16 protein-coding genes, 1 rRNA gene and 1 other annotated feature are annotated in these 16,868 nt (G+C 46.3%); of the genes, 2 read left to right on the top strand and 15 right to left on the bottom strand.

The genetic code is table 11. From position 1 onward, the window contains the following. Positions 1-80: 80 nt before the first annotated feature. The 10 genes from ABE021_RS10310 to ABE021_RS10265 form a co-directional block, all read right to left on the bottom strand. Positions 81-860 (bottom strand): cytochrome c oxidase assembly protein, encoded by a 780-nt coding sequence (locus ABE021_RS10310; RefSeq protein WP_430288518.1) that lies wholly within the window; start codon positions 858-860, stop codon positions 81-83. After that, the gene (locus tag ABE021_RS10305) at positions 850-1,344 is read right to left on the bottom strand and encodes a DUF2243 domain-containing protein (protein WP_430288516.1); all 495 of its coding nucleotides are present in this window, start codon (positions 1,342-1,344) and stop codon (positions 850-852) included. The genes ABE021_RS10310 and ABE021_RS10305 overlap by 11 nt, the downstream gene beginning before the upstream one ends. Positions 1,345-1,526: 182 nt before the next feature. Beyond that, positions 1,527-2,468 carry an anti sigma factor C-terminal domain-containing protein gene (locus tag ABE021_RS10300; protein ID WP_430288515.1) on the bottom strand — a complete coding sequence of 314 codons (942 nt, stop codon included), beginning with the start codon at positions 2,466-2,468 and terminating at the stop codon, positions 1,527-1,529. Further along, positions 2,461-2,967: an RNA polymerase sigma factor gene (locus ABE021_RS10295; RefSeq protein ID WP_430288513.1), complete on the bottom strand. Its 507-nt coding sequence runs from the start codon at positions 2,965-2,967 to the stop codon at positions 2,461-2,463. The genes ABE021_RS10300 and ABE021_RS10295 overlap by 8 nt, the downstream gene beginning before the upstream one ends. A gap of 383 nt (positions 2,968-3,350) precedes the next feature. After that, positions 3,351-3,986, bottom strand: a complete 636-nt coding sequence (gene kynB / locus ABE021_RS10290; protein ID WP_430288602.1) for an arylformamidase — start codon at positions 3,984-3,986, stop codon at positions 3,351-3,353. A gap of 30 nt (positions 3,987-4,016) precedes the next feature. Next, a complete protein-coding gene (locus ABE021_RS10285) occupies positions 4,017-5,357 on the bottom strand; it encodes a sodium-dependent transporter (RefSeq protein WP_430288511.1) in 1,341 nt (446 codons plus the stop codon). Between the two features lie 32 nt (positions 5,358-5,389). Next, on the bottom strand, positions 5,390-6,235 hold the full coding sequence (gene kynA / locus ABE021_RS10280; protein ID WP_430288509.1) for a tryptophan 2,3-dioxygenase: 846 nt from the start codon (positions 6,233-6,235) through the stop codon (positions 5,390-5,392). A gap of 22 nt (positions 6,236-6,257) precedes the next feature. Then, positions 6,258-7,541 carry a kynureninase gene (gene kynU, locus ABE021_RS10275; RefSeq protein ID WP_430288507.1) on the bottom strand — a complete coding sequence of 428 codons (1,284 nt, stop codon included), beginning with the start codon at positions 7,539-7,541 and terminating at the stop codon, positions 6,258-6,260. A 175-nt stretch (positions 7,542-7,716) separates the two neighbouring features. Then, positions 7,717-8,385 (bottom strand): deoxynucleoside kinase, encoded by a 669-nt coding sequence (locus tag ABE021_RS10270; RefSeq protein WP_430288505.1) that lies wholly within the window; start codon positions 8,383-8,385, stop codon positions 7,717-7,719. Continuing rightward, entirely contained in the window at positions 8,386-9,018 is a 633-nt protein-coding gene (locus ABE021_RS10265; RefSeq protein ID WP_430288503.1) for a deoxynucleoside kinase, read from the bottom strand. Between the two features lie 135 nt (positions 9,019-9,153). Here ABE021_RS10265 and tadA point away from each other — a divergent pair, with 135 nt between their 5' ends. Next, on the top strand, positions 9,154-9,657 hold the full coding sequence (gene tadA, locus ABE021_RS10260) for a tRNA adenosine(34) deaminase TadA (protein WP_430288502.1): 504 nt from the start codon (positions 9,154-9,156) through the stop codon (positions 9,655-9,657). A gap of 27 nt (positions 9,658-9,684) precedes the next feature. On the opposite strand, the gene serS is transcribed toward tadA, so the two are convergent. Further along, the gene (gene serS, locus ABE021_RS10255; RefSeq protein WP_430288500.1) at positions 9,685-10,968 is read right to left on the bottom strand and encodes a serine--tRNA ligase; all 1,284 of its coding nucleotides are present in this window, start codon (positions 10,966-10,968) and stop codon (positions 9,685-9,687) included. A 71-nt stretch (positions 10,969-11,039) separates the two neighbouring features. After that, positions 11,040-11,253 (bottom strand) — a binding site (T-box leader). Between the two features lie 168 nt (positions 11,254-11,421). On the opposite strand from serS, the gene ABE021_RS10250 reads away from it, so the two are divergent. After that, positions 11,422-12,831 carry a PLP-dependent aminotransferase family protein gene (locus ABE021_RS10250; RefSeq protein WP_430288498.1) on the top strand — a complete coding sequence of 470 codons (1,410 nt, stop codon included), beginning with the start codon at positions 11,422-11,424 and terminating at the stop codon, positions 12,829-12,831. A 22-nt stretch (positions 12,832-12,853) separates the two neighbouring features. On the opposite strand, the gene ABE021_RS10245 is transcribed toward ABE021_RS10250, so the two are convergent. The 4 genes from ABE021_RS10245 to rrf form a co-directional block, all read right to left on the bottom strand. Next, positions 12,854-14,200 carry a serine hydrolase gene (locus tag ABE021_RS10245; protein WP_430288496.1) on the bottom strand — a complete coding sequence of 449 codons (1,347 nt, stop codon included), beginning with the start codon at positions 14,198-14,200 and terminating at the stop codon, positions 12,854-12,856. Positions 14,201-14,338: 138 nt separating this feature from the next. After that, positions 14,339-15,805, bottom strand: coding sequence for an IMP dehydrogenase (gene guaB / locus ABE021_RS10240; protein ID WP_430288494.1), 1,467 nt, complete (start codon positions 15,803-15,805; stop codon positions 14,339-14,341). A 107-nt stretch (positions 15,806-15,912) separates the two neighbouring features. Beyond that, positions 15,913-16,389, bottom strand: coding sequence for a glutathione peroxidase (locus tag ABE021_RS10235; protein ID WP_430288601.1), 477 nt, complete (start codon positions 16,387-16,389; stop codon positions 15,913-15,915). 297 nt (positions 16,390-16,686) lie between these two features. Next, a 5S ribosomal RNA gene (rrf, locus tag ABE021_RS10230) occupies positions 16,687-16,802 on the bottom strand. Positions 16,803-16,868 lie beyond the last annotated feature (66 nt).

Here is a 16,868-nt window from a genome sequence, read left to right as displayed (position 1 = left end):
CCGTTCGCCTTATCAATGCAGCTCTTGAGAAAACCGTCGAGCCCCCAAACAACTCTGCACCATTTTGAATCGCACTTGAACTACGTCAGGACCTGATGCCTGACAGGCGCCGCCGACAAATACCATCCCCGGAACAGCAACACAATCATCACCAAATCGACCGCATCCCCGCCATAATACATCAATATCGCTCCAGCACGGGCTTCTTCAATCGGCACTCCGTCCGGCGGATAGGCGTAGAGGAACTTCGAAAGGATGCCATGCCCCGCCAGCACCAGAATGAAAACAATCGTGCGGTAAGCATAGCTGAACCGGCGCGATACCGGATCGATTGCCAGCATGGACACCGTAAACAGATAGCCGGCCGCAAATACATGGACGTGAATCAGGACATGCAGCCACAAATGATGGTGCATTGCCTCAAACAATCCCGTCGTATACAACAGCCACAGGCCGCCGATATTCAGTACGGAAGCGGTGATCGGATGGATATAGAAACCGGCGAGCCGGCTCCTCAGCAAGCGGCTCACCTGCCGCGCCCGCCGAACGGGAAGCGCCCTGAGCAACAGTGTCACAGGCGCCCCAAGTGCCAATAAAAGCGGACCAAGCATCCCCACCAGCAGATGCCCTGCCATATGCCACGTGAAGTTTTCATGCGACAAAACAGCAAGCGGACCGACCAGCGCACTCGCTGAAATAATCACTCCCGATACCCACCAGACAATCCGGATTCTCGGCCATCTGCGGAGACGTTGCTGCCGATCGGACCGATAGACACCGAACAGATAGAGTCCGATTGCTAAAAGCGCAGGAATCCCGAATAGCCAATCCGTCACTGCGAAAAAGGAATCATGTGACATGAGGTTTCACCTGCCGCGCATCCCTTCCAGCTGAGCGCACCAGCAGAAGACCCGCCACAATCATGATAACCGCAGTCCCGTTCCATACGAGATCATACGGAACAATATCGACATCATAACGGATTTGATGGATCTGCAAGACTTTATGCTGCACTGTTCCGTCATACAATTGGAACGCTCCGCCACCGATCAGTTTGCCGCCCCAGAACATCTTATGCCAGAGCGCATTCCGCCTGTTCAGATCCGCCGCCAAATACAAGCCGCCCACTGTCGCAAACCAGCTGAATGCGTGAAACAACCCGTCCGACACCAGCCCTACCGCCACCGTCGATTTGTCATAGAACTTATGCCAATGCAGCAGCTGATGAAACACCATCTCATCCATAAACGCCACAAACCCCAGCCCGAACAAAATTCCCGCCCACAGATTCCTTGTCCGGAACTTTTTCCGATTTTCCCAGTTCGTCACACGCTTTACCCGCATTCGCAGCCCGCCCCCCTTTTTGTTTTAGTATTTCCAAGGAGAGTGCCTGGTAAACCGAGTAGGAACGATCCGCTGCGCAGTCCGGAATTGAATCCAGAGATGTCATCAGGAAGGGAGCAGAATTATGGTGGCATTGATGGATATGTGGATAGACAACTACTTATATTCGTTTCAACAACTGGTTAATAATTATCAATGACCCCTCCTAAGGAAGAAGCCTTAACGATAGGATTCTTTATGATGTCTGCCAGTTCATCTTTTGTACCATAAATAACGATTCCTAAAATCTCCAAATCATCGCTGTTTACATTTTTCATCGTGTCATAGGCCTTTCCATGGTCTTGAGATACACTCATTTTCAAGAGATTTAGGAAGTCTTTATATTCATGATCCAATTGAATCGTTGAAAAAATAGGTGAATTTACAGAAAAACCTAGCGCGTCATTCTCTCTTATAAAAGTGGACGTCCAATCGTTTTCTGTCGCTTCTTGCCGGAATGTTTCTAATTGGTTGCCACTATAGGTATTCACCCAAAACCAAGTCATTGCCGGGAGTTCGTACAAAGGGAGTTCTCTTTGTTTGTATGGCTTGTCAAAAGAGAGCGCCATTTCATAAATTTTATTTCCACCCATCTGATTAATCAGGTCTTCATCATGTTTGTATTTTTGATATGTCACACTCGGATGGAAAAACATTAGATCACGCCAACCATTTTCCTTATACGTTTTTTGCCAATCCTCTCCAGTGACCGCGATGCTGCCACCAGCTCCTCTTGAGATTGAGGTAGAGGGGTTCACGCCAAATTTGTATTGGTTTTGTTCGATCACGAGCGACTTAATTTTCATATCCTTTGAAACTTTATATTGGCTCTCTCCTCCTAAAATCCCACTTGTATCCACGGTTTCACTTATATAGCCATTCGGTGTACTCAGTCGGACGTATGCATCCCATTGCTTAAATGCCTTTTGGCTGAAGTACGCATAAGTAGCGAAGTTAACTATGTTGAGACTGACAAAAACAATGATAGATATAAAAACAATTGTTAAGATCGTCTTTCTTTTACCTTTTTTTATTGCAGTTTTGATTTTTTTCTCGTCAAAAATATCCTCAGTCATTTCATCCATTTAATGTCCTCCACATTTCTTGAAATTCTTTTCTCGCCCGAAACAAATAAGTTCTAACTGTTTCTACTTTCATTCCTAATAATAGGGCAATATCATGGTAACTAAGCTCCAGCTCGTATTTTAAAACCAGCAGCTTCCTATACACTTCCTTCATGTGCCCTAACGTACGGGTGATTTCCTGATTCATTTCACTATGCAATACACTAGACTCCGTGTCTTGGTCATTCGCAAAATTATTCCAGAAATGAAGGTCATCCACCGTAATCACTTGTTCTTTTCCTCTTTTCTTCAATTTCTTTCTAAACTCATTCAAAGCAATAGTGAAAATATAGGAGAGGGCTTTGTCTGGTGGAACTCCGCTGCTATACGCGATATATCTCATATAACTTTCTTGAACAATGTCTTCCGCATCCTCATGGCTGCAACCGTTCTTCTTTAAATAAAAATAAATCATTTTTGCCTGTTTCTTGTAGAGTTCCAACAACAACTGTGAATCCATGGCTCCTCCTCTCTAACGCCCTTCACTCATATAGAGTCGATTGCCTTGAAAAAGTTTACAACTAAAGAAAAGAAACTTTTATTTGGTATCGTACTTGATCTCAATTCAGCCAAACGGTATATTTTTCAATTTAAGTAATTCAATCAATTTATATTCTATCTAACTTCCAGATAACACATTGCGCTTCATTCGGAATAGTTAACGTATATCGAACCATCAAACCATATTTAACAGACACATCAGGCACTTTAGGCGCCTTCACAATAACACACAATTCACTCTCCATTCGTGATTACTTGCTAAACGCATGCTTGCAATGCCTTCACCCATACAAAAAGAGCTACTTAAAGGGGGTTCTCCCTCTCTAAGCAGCTCTTTTAACGTTACCCTTCCAACGAACGCAGCACCGCACGCACCGGACTGCCATCCGAACCTTCCAGCGCAAGTGGAAGTGCAATCAGCTCATACACCCCAGGCGTTACGCTCGATAGCACGATGTTCTCCAAAATGTTCACACCGTTATCGTAAAGCGAGTGATGCGCGTCCATCGTTTTGCTGTCGACCGCATCGACGGATGGGACGTCGACGCCGATTAACCGAATTCCCTGCTCCTTCAAAAACGGGCCGATGTCCGCTTTCAACACCGGATAGTGTTCCGGAAACGTATTCGGGTCTGGATGTCCACCCGTCTTAAGCAAAAGTCTCTCCACATCTTTGAAGTCAAAACCCTCGAGTTCTGCACGGCCGATTTCAACATGCCCTGTGACGTCGACTACCATCGTGGGCCCGATATACAAGGACAGATCGAGTTCATGTACACGCTTGCCTTCGTTATCGTAGTGGAATGGTGCATCAATGTGCGTCCCTGTATGGACACTCATCGAGACTTGGCCGATATTGACAGAGCCCGTCTGTTCTTTCGTAAACGTGAGTTCATAGTTGAACGGAGTATCCCCCGGCCATTCTGCGATGGAATTGCTGAGGGGCTGGGTGATGTCGATCCACTGCGTTAACTTCATCATGTCCATCATCCTTTCTAGTTGCACATATCAAAGGTTATTTACAAATACAGCGACAATCGTCAGTGGGATAACAACAGTCATCAAAATCAGCCATACCCGGAACAGGCCGGGAGAATCCTTTGTACTTAAATTGAATTCCTGTTTTACAAGTTCACGATCCATTTTGTGGATGATGAAAATCGCAATCAGCAAGTTGCCAATCGGCAGGAGCACGTTACTGACAACGTAGTCCGTGCTATCGAAAATACTCTTGCCGTTAATCATGAAGGACTCCAGCAAACTGGATGACATGGCGGATGGAATTGCCGCTACGAACACGATGAGTCCTGTTAGCCAAGCCACTGTCTTCCGAGTCCGTTTGCCGTTCGCTGTCAGTGCAGCGACAATGATTTCGTACAAACTGAACGAAGACGTCAACGTCGCAAATAGGAACAGCAGCAAGAACATTGCTAAAAACAGTTCACCGAATGGCATTTGACCGAACACTTCCGGCAATACCATGAACAACAAGCCCGGACCTTCGTCAGGCGCTAGCCCGAACGCAAAGACCACCGGGAAAATCGCAAGTCCTGCGAGCAGCGAAACAAAGATGTTCATGCCGACGACAGATCCGGCCGATGACCGTAAGCTGACGTCTTTTTTCAAATACGAACTGTACGTCACCATACACGAAAACCCTACTGCTAGCGAAAAGAATGACTGTCCGAGTGCATAAAGAATCGATGCACCCGTTATCTTCGAGAAGTCCGGTGCTAAGAAAAACTTCACACCTTCCATGGCACCATCTAACGTCAGGGCGCGCACAACCAAAATAATGAAAAAGATGAATAACAATGGCATCATATATTTGTTGGCGCGCTCAATGCCGTTTTGAACCCCTGATGCAATGACGATGACGTTAATGACCGTAAATAACAACAAGCCAAGCAGGGTGATCCACACCGAACCGATGACGGAGCCGAACAGTTCTCCATAATTCGTGCCGTCCCCAATCACATTGCCCGGAATTGCAAGGCCGCTATAGACGAGCACCCAACCGCCAACTACGCTATAGAAGGACAGCAGCAAAAAGCAGCCTAAAACGCCGAGCCGGCCGATCCATACCCACAAACTTTTAGGTGCTAATTTTTTATACGCACTGATCGCTTCCTTGCCTGTACTGCGCCCGATGATGAATTCAGAAAGCAGCATCGGTAAACCAATGACCAATGTGAAGACGATGAACAGCAGGAAAAATGCTCCGCCTCCACTCATCCCTGTTACATAGGGAAATTTCCAGATGGCCCCGAGTCCGATTGCAGCCCCTGCTGAAGATAATATGAATCCTAACTTAGAAGACCATTGTTCCGTTCTCCCCTTCTCATCCATGCTTCTCCCCCTATTTCTTCTCTTTATTGTTCTTATAATTTCGTACGCAGATCCCATAGTTCAGGAAAGAACCGATGATCGAGCACATGGCGCAAGTAGTTCACACCTGATGAGCCCCCTGTACCTTTTTTGAATCCGATAATCCGTTCTACGGTTTTCATATGACGGAACCGCCACTGCTGCAGCCAATCTTCAACATCCACAAGTTTTTCTGCTAGCTGATACAAATCCCAGTATTTATCGACATCCCGGTAAACTACTTCCCAAGCCGCTTCAACCGTTGGATCTCCGGAATACGTGACGCTGAAATCGCGGTCAAGTAATTCAGGATTAATGGTAAAACCGGCTTTTGCTAATGCCCGGATGGCCACGTCATAGATACTCGGTTGGTTCAATGCCTCTTTCAGCACTGCATACACTTCCGCATCCTTCTCGTAAATCTTTAAAATATGAGAAGATTTGTAGCCAAGCGCGAACTCGATCAGACGATACTGATAGGACTGGAATCCGGATGCTTTACCGAGAGAATCACGGAACTCCAAGTATTCAGCAGGTGTCATCGTCGACAATACGTCCCAGGCTTGAATGATCTGTGATTGGATTTTCGTTACGCGTGCCAGTTTTTTGAATGCAGATTGCATTTCACCTGTATCGATTGCGTCAATAGCCGCTGTCAGCTCGTGCAGCGTCAGCTTCATCCAAAGCTCGCTCACTTGATGGATGATGATGAACAGCATTTCATCGTGATGGCCCGACAGTCTCTCTTGACTCGATAGGATCTGATCGAGGCGCAAGTATTCCCCGTACGTCATATCCTTTTTAAAGTCCGTGTGAATGTCCTCTTGATCCAAATTCAAATCTGAAATCCCTTTGTTCATCACAAATCCCCCCGGTTCTCGTTTACGCGACGACTTCTCGCTTATTTTCAAATTGCTTATATTGCTCTTCTTCCATAATGCGTTTTAGGATGTTCACCGTCTCTAGCACTTCTTCAAACGTGTTGTAGAGTGCAACGGGTGCGAGACGGATGCCGTTCGGTGTGCGGAAGTCCGGAATGACGCCGTTCGCTTTCAGCGCTTTACAGATACGTGCTGCTTCTTGATGGACGATAAATACGTGTCCGCCGCGATCTGCATCCAACTTCGGACTCGTTACCGTGAGGCCGTGTGCTTCAAGTTCCATTTCGATCAGCTCCTGCAAGTAACCCGTCAATGCCAGTGACCGCTCACGGATCGCGTCCATTCCGACTTCGTTCATGAGTTCAAGAGAACCGATGAGGGGCGCGGAACTGAGCAAGTGAGGAGTCCCCATTTGAAGAGCTCCTGCTCCTTCTGCCGGCGTAAACGTGTGCTCCATATCGAACTGCCGGTCTTTCGCAGATCCGAACCATCCTGCAAGACCCGGTTGTGCTCCGGAATGCTTTTTGTTGACGTAAATACCGCCGGTCGCACCCGGGCCTCCATTCAAGTGCTTATAATTGCACCAAAATGCGAAATCGACCTTCCAATCATCCAGCGCATGTGGAATCGAACCGATCGAGTGACACAAATCGAAGCCAACTAAAATGCCACGGTCATGGGCAACTTCGGTCACCTTCTTCATATCCAGCACTTGTCCGCTCCGATAAAGCACGCCTGACAAAATTACAACCGCAACGTCGTCAGTCATCGCTTCAATGATGTCTTCGGTCTGCAGTGTTTGTCCGTCGCGGCTTTTCACTTGAATCATATGCTCTGCGGGATCCAGTCCGTGCAGCTCCAACTGGCTTTTTATAGCGTAAATATCTGTCGGGAAATTCAATTCATCCGCTAGAATTTTAGTTCGACCGGTGGATGGCTTAAAGAATGTTGCCAGCAGCTGGTGGAGATTTGAGGTGGTCGAACCCGTCACAATCACTTCTTCAGCTTCTGCGCCGATCAGCGGAGCTAGAGACGCACCTAATTCTTCGGACAAATTGAACCAAGGACGCTCCCCTTGCATCCATCCGTCAATGCCATGGGTCTTCCAAGAATCGAGAATGGCGAGCAGAGATTTTTCTGCACGTTTTGAAAGTAATCCAAGTGAGTTACCGTCAAAGTAGATGGTGCCTTCTTGTACGTAAAACTCTTCACGGCGGCTTGCAGCAGCATAGCGCTGTTCGAGTTTACGGGCATACGCAACCGTCATTTTTTCTTTCGCAATCATAGGAATCCGCTCCTTTACAATGGCTATTTCTATAAGCTCCACTCACCGTGAATCATTTTCAATGCGCCAGACACGCTTATTCACGGATAGGAATACTCTATTCTTCAATTCGGTAAAAAATGAAAAAGACCTTTTTCGACAGATTTTCTCTGCCAAAAAAGGTGAATTTGCTTTGTTAGCTGCGAAGCGATTCCGTTTGCGATAGGATGCCGCCAATCTTCTCGACGATCAGTTCCACTTCGTGCGCGTTCGTGATGAGATCATAATCATTGATGTCTAGGCGAAGTACCGGGCATGCCGTAAAGGAGTCGATCCACTTCTCATACCGTGCGTGCATTTCTTCCCAATAGGTAATGGGTGTCTCTTGCTCCATCTCACGACCTCGTTCATGAATGCGATCTATAATACTGTCAAGGGGACCTTCCAAGTAAATGAGCAAATTCGGATGTGGGAAGTACGGCGTCATGACCATCGCCTCAAACAAGTTCGTATACGTCTCGTAATCGACGGGATCCATCGTTCCCTCCTCCATGTGCATGCGGGCAAAGATACCCGTGTCTTCATAAATCGAACGGTCCTGAATGAACCCGCCGCCGTATTCGAAGATACGCTTCTGTTCTTTGAAACGTTCTGCCAGGAAGTAAATTTGTAAATGGAAGCTCCACTTTTTGAAGTCTTCGTAGAATTTATCCAAGTATGGGTTCTGGTCTACGTTTTCAAAAGATGTGCGGAAATCGAGCGCTTCAGCAAGTGCTGTCGTCATCGTCGATTTACCGACACCTACTGTTCCTGCAATCGTAATGACCGCATTTTGCGGAATTCCATATTTTTCACGTAAGTTCACTTAAACGACCTCTTTCTGGATGACAGCATCGACTGCGTCAAGGATGTATTGGCGGTCCCGGGCGTTCGCAACAAAGTCAAGTTCGTCTCCGTTGAAACGTAAGACTGGAATTTCCGGGTGCATGCGTTCGAATCGATTGATGAATGTATCATAGTCTTCGGAGAGCTGGCGTAAATAGTTGGGATCCATACCCCGTTCATAATCACGGCCGCGCATTGCGATACGTTTCATGAGAGTGTCAAGACTTGCGTGCAAGTAGACGATGACGTTCGGGACGGGCATCCCTGCGGTCAAGATATTATAGATTTGTTCGTATTTTGCATAGTCATTTTCAGAAAGACTGCGTTGTGCAAAAATAAGGTTCTTAAATATATGGTAGTCTGCGACGACGGGCTTGTCTTCAGCTAGATAGTGTTTTTGAATATCTCCAAGCTGTTTGTATCGATTGCAAAGGAAGAACATTTCAGTTTGAAAGCTCCACTCTTCAATGTCGTCGTAAAATTTATTGAGAAACGGATTTTCATCCACAATTTCCATGAGCAGATGGAACTGGCGGGTATCTGAAATCGCTTTGGACAACGTGGATTTTCCAACCCCGATCGGTCCTTCTACTGCAATGAATGGAATGGTCATGACCAACGCTCCTGTCTTTCACTTAATATCGTCCCTTTAGTTTATCATAGGAGGCGCTCGTTAGGTTGTGACATTTTTTCCACGTGGAACATTCTGATATAAACCGTGATACACTGAAGTTAAGGAGCGATGAGTATGAATTTGAATGAACAAGACCAGTATTTCATGCAACTGGCGATTGAAGAAGCAAAGAAAGCGGAAGCACTTGGAGAAGTGCCGATCGGGGCAGTGATTGTCTATCAGGGTGAAGTGATTGCGCGAGCGCACAATTTAAGGGAGACGACGCAAAATGCGGTAACTCATGCAGAGCTTTCGGCGATTCAAGACGCGTGTGCATCGATTGGCAGCTGGCGACTTGAAGAAATGGCTCTTTACGTAACGCTTGAGCCGTGCCCCATGTGTGCTGGAGCTATTCTGCAGTCGCGAATCCCGACAGTCGTCTATGGTGCTCGCGACCCGAAAGCAGGGTGTGTCGATTCCCTCTATAGACTGTTGAACGACGATCGGTTCAATCACGAATGTGAGGTGCGTGAAGATGTTCTAAGTGAACAATGCGGTGCACTCCTCACAAACTTTTTCAGAGCGTTGCGCGAAAAGAAGAAACAGGCAAAAAAAAAAGCGGCACCGGAAGCAGAATAACTTCCGATGTCGCTTTTCATATTTTGCTTACTCAGCAGCTGTAATGTACTCTTTCCCACCCATGTATGGACGCAATACTTGCGGGATCAATACAGAACCGTCCTCTTGCTGATTGTTTTCAAGCAATGCAGCAACTGTACGTCCAATTGCAAGCCCACTACCGTTCAATGTGTGCACATACTCCGGCTTCCCTTTCGCTTCACGACGGAAACGGATGTTGGCACGGCGCGCTTGGAAGTCTTCGAAGTTCGAGCATGAAGAAATTTCACGATACGCATTTTGTGCAGGAATCCACACTTCCAAGTCGTATTTCTTCGCTGCAGTGAATCCGAGATCCGCCGTGCACATCTTCAACTTCCGGTATGGAAGCTCAAGCAGCTGCAATACTTTTTCCGCATGTCCTGTCAGTGTTTCCAACTCATCATAAGAGTCCTCCGGCTTCACAAAACGTACGAGCTCCACTTTATTGAACTGATGCTGGCGGATCAATCCGCGTGTATCACGGCCCGCAGAACCTGCTTCAGAGCGGAAGTTTGTGCTGTAAGCAGCGAATGCTTTCGGAAGCATATCGGCATTCAGGATTTCATCGCGATAGAAGTTGGTAACAGGTACTTCAGATGTTGGAATCATGAAGTAATCCTCTTTTTCAATAAGGAATGCATCCTCTTCGAACTTCGGCAATTGCCCTGTACCTGTCAAGCTTGCACGGTTTACAAGGTAAGGCGGAAGCATTTCTTCATATCCATTCTCATCCTGGTGCAGATCCATCATGAAATTGATGAGTGCACGCTCAAGCCGTGCGCCCATGCCTCGGTAAAATACGAAACGGCTCCCTGTCACTTTTGCGGCACGTTCAAAGTCTATGATGTTCAAGTCCGTCCCGATTTCCCAATGCGGCTTCGGTTCAAATGAAAACTCTGGTGTTTCTCCCCATTTTAGAACTTCCACGTTATCATCTTCGCTGTCACCGACAGGAACACTTTCGTGCGGAATGTTTGGAATGCGCATAAGCACATAATCCAATTGCTCTTCGATCTCATTCAATTCCGTGTCGTACGCTTTAATGTCTTCTCCGACTTTACGCATTTTCAAAACAAGCTCGTCCGCGTCCTCTTTGTTACGCTTCATCTCCGCCACTTTCTGAGACACTTCGTTACGCTCCGCTTTTAGCACCTCAACTTTTGCTAATAATTCACGGCGTCTGTCATCAAGCCCTGGGAACTTGTCCAACTCAGAGATATCCTCTCCACGCATCGCAAGCTTTTTCTTCACACCTTCAAAGTCTGTACGCAACACTTTTCTGTCTAACATGATGATTCCTCCTCAATTGGTTATGACGATTTACGAAATCCAGGCACAAAAAAAGCCCTCCATCCCCTATCAATAGGGACGAGAACTACCCGCGGTACCACCCAGCTTAATCAGCACCATGCCGATTCACTCCAGGAAGATAACGGCTCCGGTGCCGGCACAAACCTACTTCAATTCAGTTTGGCTGCTCAAGGATGGATTCACAGGCGTTTCCACCGACTCGCACCACCCGTCGGCTCTCTTTAGAAAAACGTAGCTGTTACTGCTTCCCTTCATCGTCTTACGTATGAAATTACTTTAACTTTACTATACGCCGAAACGTTTGGCAAGCAAAGGGTGGATTTAGAAAACCGATGGCTATTCCACTTTCACCTACTTACGGTATACTTCAGCTAGACCCTCACCAAGTTTAATATGAATAACAAAATGACAGGGTCAGATTGGGGGCTGCTAATGGAAGAATGGTTAGTGTTATTGGATAAATCCCAGACAATTCCTCTTTACGAACAGATTTATCGGCAGATGAAACTAGATATTACCGATCATCGGATTCCTGTCGGTAAAAAACTTCCATCCAAACGGAAGTTAAGTGAATTTCTTTCAGTCAGCCAAACAACTATAGAGCTTGCTTACGGCCAGCTGGTTGCTGAAGGATACATTACAGCAGTCCCTCGTAGTGGATACTACGTTCAAGATATTGAAGAGCTCGCCTATACAGAGTCTGCAGAGGTAAACGAAACACTCACGCCAGTACGTCCCGCAGCAGCGTTAGACTTTTCACCGGGTATGGTGGACCCTGAATTGTTTCCCTTTTCAAAATGGAGGAAAGTTGCCAAGGACGTCATCGATGAACACGCTTCCCATCTGCTGCAGCTCGGAGACCCCCATGGAGATGTGGAACTGCGCAATGAGATTGCGATGTACTTGTACCATTCAAGAGGCGTTATCTGCACGCCTGAACAGATCATCGTCGGTTCCGGGACCGAGCAACTCATTCCGCTCATCATAAGGATTCTTGGCGAAGAAGCCGTGTATGCGGTGGAAGATCCGGGATATCCTCTGACACATCACGTATTCGACCATCATTTAAGACCGGCAATCCCTATTCCAGTGGATGGCGATGGGATGGACGTGGATGCACTGCAGCGCTCATTGGCAACAGTTGCATATGTCACACCCTCCCATCAGTTCCCTACAGGCAGCGTGCTCTCTGCACCACGCAGAGCCGCTTTGCTGAACTGGGCTTCCTCCAATACGGAACATATCATCATTGAAGATGATTACGATGGTGAATTCCGCTATGCAGGACGCCCGATTCCTTCCCTGCAAGGAATGGACCGTGGTGAAAACGTCATCTATTTAAGTACGTTCTCCAAATCACTCATGCCTTCGCTGCGAATCGCTTATATGGTGCTTCCGCCAGCTTTACTGAAGCGTTACAAAGGGGCATTCATCCAGTACGCATCCACTGTTCCCCGACTCGATCAGCACATGCTTGCTCGATTCATGGCAGAAGGGCAATTTTCACGTCACTTGAACAGGATGCGCAAAGTGTACCGTAAAAAACTGCAGAGGCTCACGGAAGCACTTACTCCTTATGAGCCCGCAATTGCTTATTCAGGAGACGAGGCTGGAATGCACATCATCGTAACGGTTCATAAGCAACAACCGGAATCTGAACTCGCCGAAATTGCTCTTCAAGCGGGTATACGCGTCTACAGCTTGCAAGATTACCAGTCAGGATATGCGACCGGTTCACCGTCCTTTTTGCTTGGATTTGGCGGATTGAACGAACCCCAGATAGAGCAAGGCATTGAAAAACTTATGGACGTCTGGAACATACAAAAAGCGGAACAGCGCTAGAAATGCGTCTGTTCCGCTTTTTTTAGTTAAACAAGCCTTTTACAAAGCCAGTTCCACTTTCCCAGAGACCCGAGAAGAAGTGACCGATTCCTCCCATTGCTAGAGAGAACCAGCCTGCCTTTTCGACAGTTTCTTTTGTTACCACTTCTGAATTCACATTTTTCCCGTCGATGAAGCCATTATCTTCAGAGCCGTCCTTTTTCACAAGCTCCACGTGACCTACTACTACGTCTTTCTTAATAGGTGCTTCAAGGGAACCATCTTTCAACTTCTTCTTATCGATGACTAATTTAGGTGTATACTGATCTTTTTCACTCGTTTTCACCATCATTTTAATCGGTTCTTTTACATGAATCGCAACGTCCTTCTCTTTCCCTTTCAACACCTTCATGGTTTCTTCGCCTTTAAACTGATAGCCCTCTGGCACAAACTCCACTTCAGAGAATTGTGAAAAACCATAGTCGAGCAGGGAACGTGTTGCATCGAATCGCGCTTTATAGGATCCTTCGCCCTTAGCATCCACAGCTTTCATCACAACCGTGATGACACGCTTCCCATCGCGAATCGCAGTTCCTGTAAAACAATGACCTGCAAAATCAGTCGTTCCTGTTTTCAGCCCATCTACACCTTCATACTCATACAAGAAACCAGGTAACATGGAGTTCCAGTTGATCATATTGATAGCGTCTGAAGTACCTTCACGAAACACCTTCGTTGGAATCTTCGTCGTATCGAGAACTTGCGGGTAATCATTGATTAATGCATACGCAAGCTTCGCAACCGATTTAGCCGGCATTACGTTTTCATCTTCGGGGCCAGCACCTTCTGGATGCATGCCTTGTAAATCTTTATTATTCAACCCTGACGAATTGACGAACTTAAAGTCTTTCAATCCAAGCTCTTTTGCTTTTTCGTTCATGAGTTTCACAAACTCTTTTTCAGTACCACCGATTGTTTCAGCTATAGCAATCGTTGCTGCATTCGCTGAATAAATTGCAAGTGCTTCATACAATTCTTTAATTGTATAGGAACCATCTCTTCGAAGTGGCACGTTACTCAATTTCCGATTCTGAGACACTTTGTATGTATAGTCTGTTACTTTGTACTCCTGATCCCAAGTGATGGATCCCTCATCGATTGCTTCAAAGAGAAGATATTCGACCATCATTTTTGACATACTTGCAATTCCAAGTGGAGCATCTGCATTTTCTTCATACAAAATCTTTCCGCTATCCGCATCAATTAGAATGGCTGCATCCACATGGAGACCAAGCGCCGATTCCGCCTGAGCGGGTGTTGCACCGAATACTGCTGCGAGCAAGACTGCCGAGCATAGTACAGACAGCCATCTGTTCTTCATCTTCTTCACATTTCTACCTCCGTTATCGCGATTTACTCCCATAGTTTATCATACCTAAAGGAAGGGATGGATATAAAATAAAAAAAAGCACCTTTCCGCCCATATAAGACGAAATGAAAGGTGCTGAAGTTCCTGTCGAACTTAACTTTAGGAAATTGTATAATTGGGCGCTTCTTTCGTAATCTGAACTTGGTGAGGATGACTTTCACGAAGTCCCGCACCTGTCATGCGGATGAATTGTGCTTCTTCACGCAATGTTTGCAAATCTTTCGTTCCGCAGTACCCCATTCCTGAGCGGATGCCTCCAACTAACTGATGGACCGTGTCAGCAAGGGAACCTTTATAAGGCATGCGACCTTCGATTCCTTCGGGTACAAGTTTTTTCGCGTCCTCTTGGAAGTAACGGTCTTTTGAACCTCGCTCCATTGAAGATACAGAACCCATACCGCGGTATACTTTAAAGCGACGACCTTGGAAAATTTCAGTATCTCCAGGACTTTCAGTTGTACCGGCGAGTAAACTACCGAGCATGACCGCGTGTCCGCCTGCTGCAAGTGCTTTTACGATATCTCCAGAGAACTTAATGCCTCCATCGGCAATAATCGTCTTGCCTCGCTTACGTGCTTCTGCTGCACAATCATAGACGGCTGTAATTTGCGGAACCCCTACACCTGCGACGACTCGCGTTGTACAAATGGATCCTGGACCAATACCCACTTTCACTACATCTGCTCCAGCCTCATACAAGGCATGGGCGGCTTCTGCAGTTGCAATGTTTCCTGCAATGATATCGAGTTCAGGATAAATTTCCCGAATTTTTTTCACCATATCGATAACACCTTTTGAGTGACCGTGTGCCGTATCAATTACAATGACATCTACTTCAGCCTCGACAAGCTTCTCAACGCGAACCATTGTATCTGATGTAACACCGACAGCTGCTCCTACTAGAAGACGTCCATGATGATCTTTTGCAGCCTTCGGGAATTCAATCACTTTTTCAATATCTTTAATCGTGATCAATCCGCGGAGCGTTCCATCTTCATCGACAATTGGAAGCTTTTCGATTTTATGGTTCTGCAGAATCTTTTCAGCGTCTTCAAGCGTTGTACCCACTGGTGCCGTGACGAGGTGTTCTTTCGTCATTACATCATCGATTGTCAACGAGTAGTCTTGGATGAAACGAAGATCGCGGTTCGTAATGATTCCGACCAACTTCCGGTTATCAAGCGTGTCCACGATCGGTACACCGGAAATACGATATTTCCCCATCAGATGCTCTGCATCGAATACTTGGTGTTCAGGGGTCAGGAAGAATGGATTTGTGATGACACCATTTTCAGAGCGCTTTACAGTAACAACTTGCTCAGCCTGTTCTTCAATGCTCATGTTCTTATGGATGACACCGAGACCACCTTGACGTGCCATGGCAATCGCCATTTTGGATTCTGTGACCGTATCCATCCCCGCACTGATCAGCGGAACATTCAGCTTAATTTTTTCCGTCAATTGAACAGACAACGATACGTCTTTTGGTAACACTTCAGATGCTCCTGGTATCAATAATACGTCATCAAATGTTAGCCCTTCACGTGCAAACTTAGTTTCCCACATGTCTGATGCCCCCTTATAGTTTCGGTTAAATATTAGATAATAGGTTATCAGCGGCGTAAAGGCGTGTCAAGGACGCAACGATAAGTAAAAGTATTGGCCCTTTTCTGTCATATCAACTTTTCAATTGCATCTTTCATTTTCAAAGGACCCGTTTGTGGAGCAAAGCGATTGACTACGTTGCCTTGCCGATCCACAAGAAACTTTGTAAAGTTCCATTTGATCCCTTCCGTCAACATCCCTTTCTTTTGTGAAGAGAGATATTGAAATAACGGTTCTGCACGATCGCCTTTGACATCCACTTTTGCAAACATCGGGAAAGACACACCGAAGTTCATCCGACAGAACTCCTCCGCCTCATTGCTGCTATCAAATTCCTGATTGTTAAAGTTATCTGATGGGAATCCCAAGACGGTCAGTCCCTGATCCTTATACGTCTCATAGACCTCTTGTAACTCGTCAAACTGCTTCACAAAACCGCACTTGCTTGCCGTGTTTACAATGAGTAACGGCTTGCCTTCGAACTCAGAAAGGGATTGCTCGGTTCCATCGGGTTTCTGTACACTAAACTCATAAACTGATTCCATTTCCGTCATCTCCTCGTAGGTTAGTCTCTTAACCATAATGGAAACCTCTCCTCAGCGCAAAAAGGAAGTCTTGAATTCAAGACGTAGGGAAGGGATTAGCTTTGAAATGTGATCATGAATTCATGGTTTCGCTCATAACCTCCAGGCACCTAAGCATGTCTCCCCATCCATCCCTCTGCAATAAGTTTCTCCCAGACAGACAACATCCAACCATCTCTTTAGAACCTGAATACGAATTAAATACCACAAACAAAAAAGCGAGCCGAGGAATGAAATCCTCGACTCGCTTTTCAAATTGCCCGGCAACGTCCTACTCTCACAGGGGGAAGCCCCCTACTACCATCGGCGCTGAAGAACTTAACTTCCGTGTTCGGTATGGGAACGGGTGTGACCTCTTCGCCATCATTACCAGACAAATTGAGCTTGTTCGCTCAAAACTGGATAAAACCAACATTGAATGTCAAGACAGCCTTGCGGCT

Source organism: Sporosarcina gallistercoris (assembly GCF_050459885.1).
Classification (GTDB): domain Bacteria; phylum Bacillota; class Bacilli; order Bacillales_A; family Planococcaceae; genus Sporosarcina; species Sporosarcina gallistercoris_A.
This window is presented reverse-complemented; position numbering and strand designations above follow the sequence as displayed.

What these genes read in the sequence shown, in the direction of transcription:
- ABE021_RS10310 (WP_430288518.1), bottom strand. Translation starts at nt 860, where the DNA reads ATGTCACATGATTCCTTTTTCGCAGTGACGGATTGGCTATTCGGGATT.
- ABE021_RS10305 (WP_430288516.1), bottom strand. Translation starts at nt 1,344, where the DNA reads ATGCGGGTAAAGCGTGTGACGAACTGGGAAAATCGGAAAAAGTTCCGG.
- ABE021_RS10300 (WP_430288515.1), bottom strand. Translation starts at nt 2,468, where the DNA reads ATGGATGAAATGACTGAGGATATTTTTGACGAGAAAAAAATCAAAACT.
- ABE021_RS10295 (WP_430288513.1), bottom strand. Translation starts at nt 2,967, where the DNA reads ATGGATTCACAGTTGTTGTTGGAACTCTACAAGAAACAGGCAAAAATG.
- kynB (WP_430288602.1), bottom strand. Translation starts at nt 3,986, where the DNA reads ATGAAGTTAACGCAGTGGATCGACATCACCCAGCCCCTCAGCAATTCC.
- ABE021_RS10285 (WP_430288511.1), bottom strand. Translation starts at nt 5,357, where the DNA reads ATGGATGAGAAGGGGAGAACGGAACAATGGTCTTCTAAGTTAGGATTC.
- kynA (WP_430288509.1), bottom strand. Translation starts at nt 6,235, where the DNA reads ATGAACAAAGGGATTTCAGATTTGAATTTGGATCAAGAGGACATTCAC.
- kynU (WP_430288507.1), bottom strand. Translation starts at nt 7,541, where the DNA reads ATGATTGCGAAAGAAAAAATGACGGTTGCGTATGCCCGTAAACTCGAA.
- ABE021_RS10265 (WP_430288503.1), bottom strand. Translation starts at nt 9,018, where the DNA reads ATGACCATTCCATTCATTGCAGTAGAAGGACCGATCGGGGTTGGAAAA.
- tadA (WP_430288502.1), top strand. Translation starts at nt 9,154, where the DNA reads ATGAATTTGAATGAACAAGACCAGTATTTCATGCAACTGGCGATTGAA.
- serS (WP_430288500.1), bottom strand. Translation starts at nt 10,968, where the DNA reads ATGTTAGACAGAAAAGTGTTGCGTACAGACTTTGAAGGTGTGAAGAAA.
- ABE021_RS10250 (WP_430288498.1), top strand. Translation starts at nt 11,422, where the DNA reads ATGGAAGAATGGTTAGTGTTATTGGATAAATCCCAGACAATTCCTCTT.
- guaB (WP_430288494.1), bottom strand. Translation starts at nt 15,805, where the DNA reads ATGTGGGAAACTAAGTTTGCACGTGAAGGGCTAACATTTGATGACGTA.
- ABE021_RS10235 (WP_430288601.1), bottom strand. Translation starts at nt 16,389, where the DNA reads ATGGAATCAGTTTATGAGTTTAGTGTACAGAAACCCGATGGAACCGAG.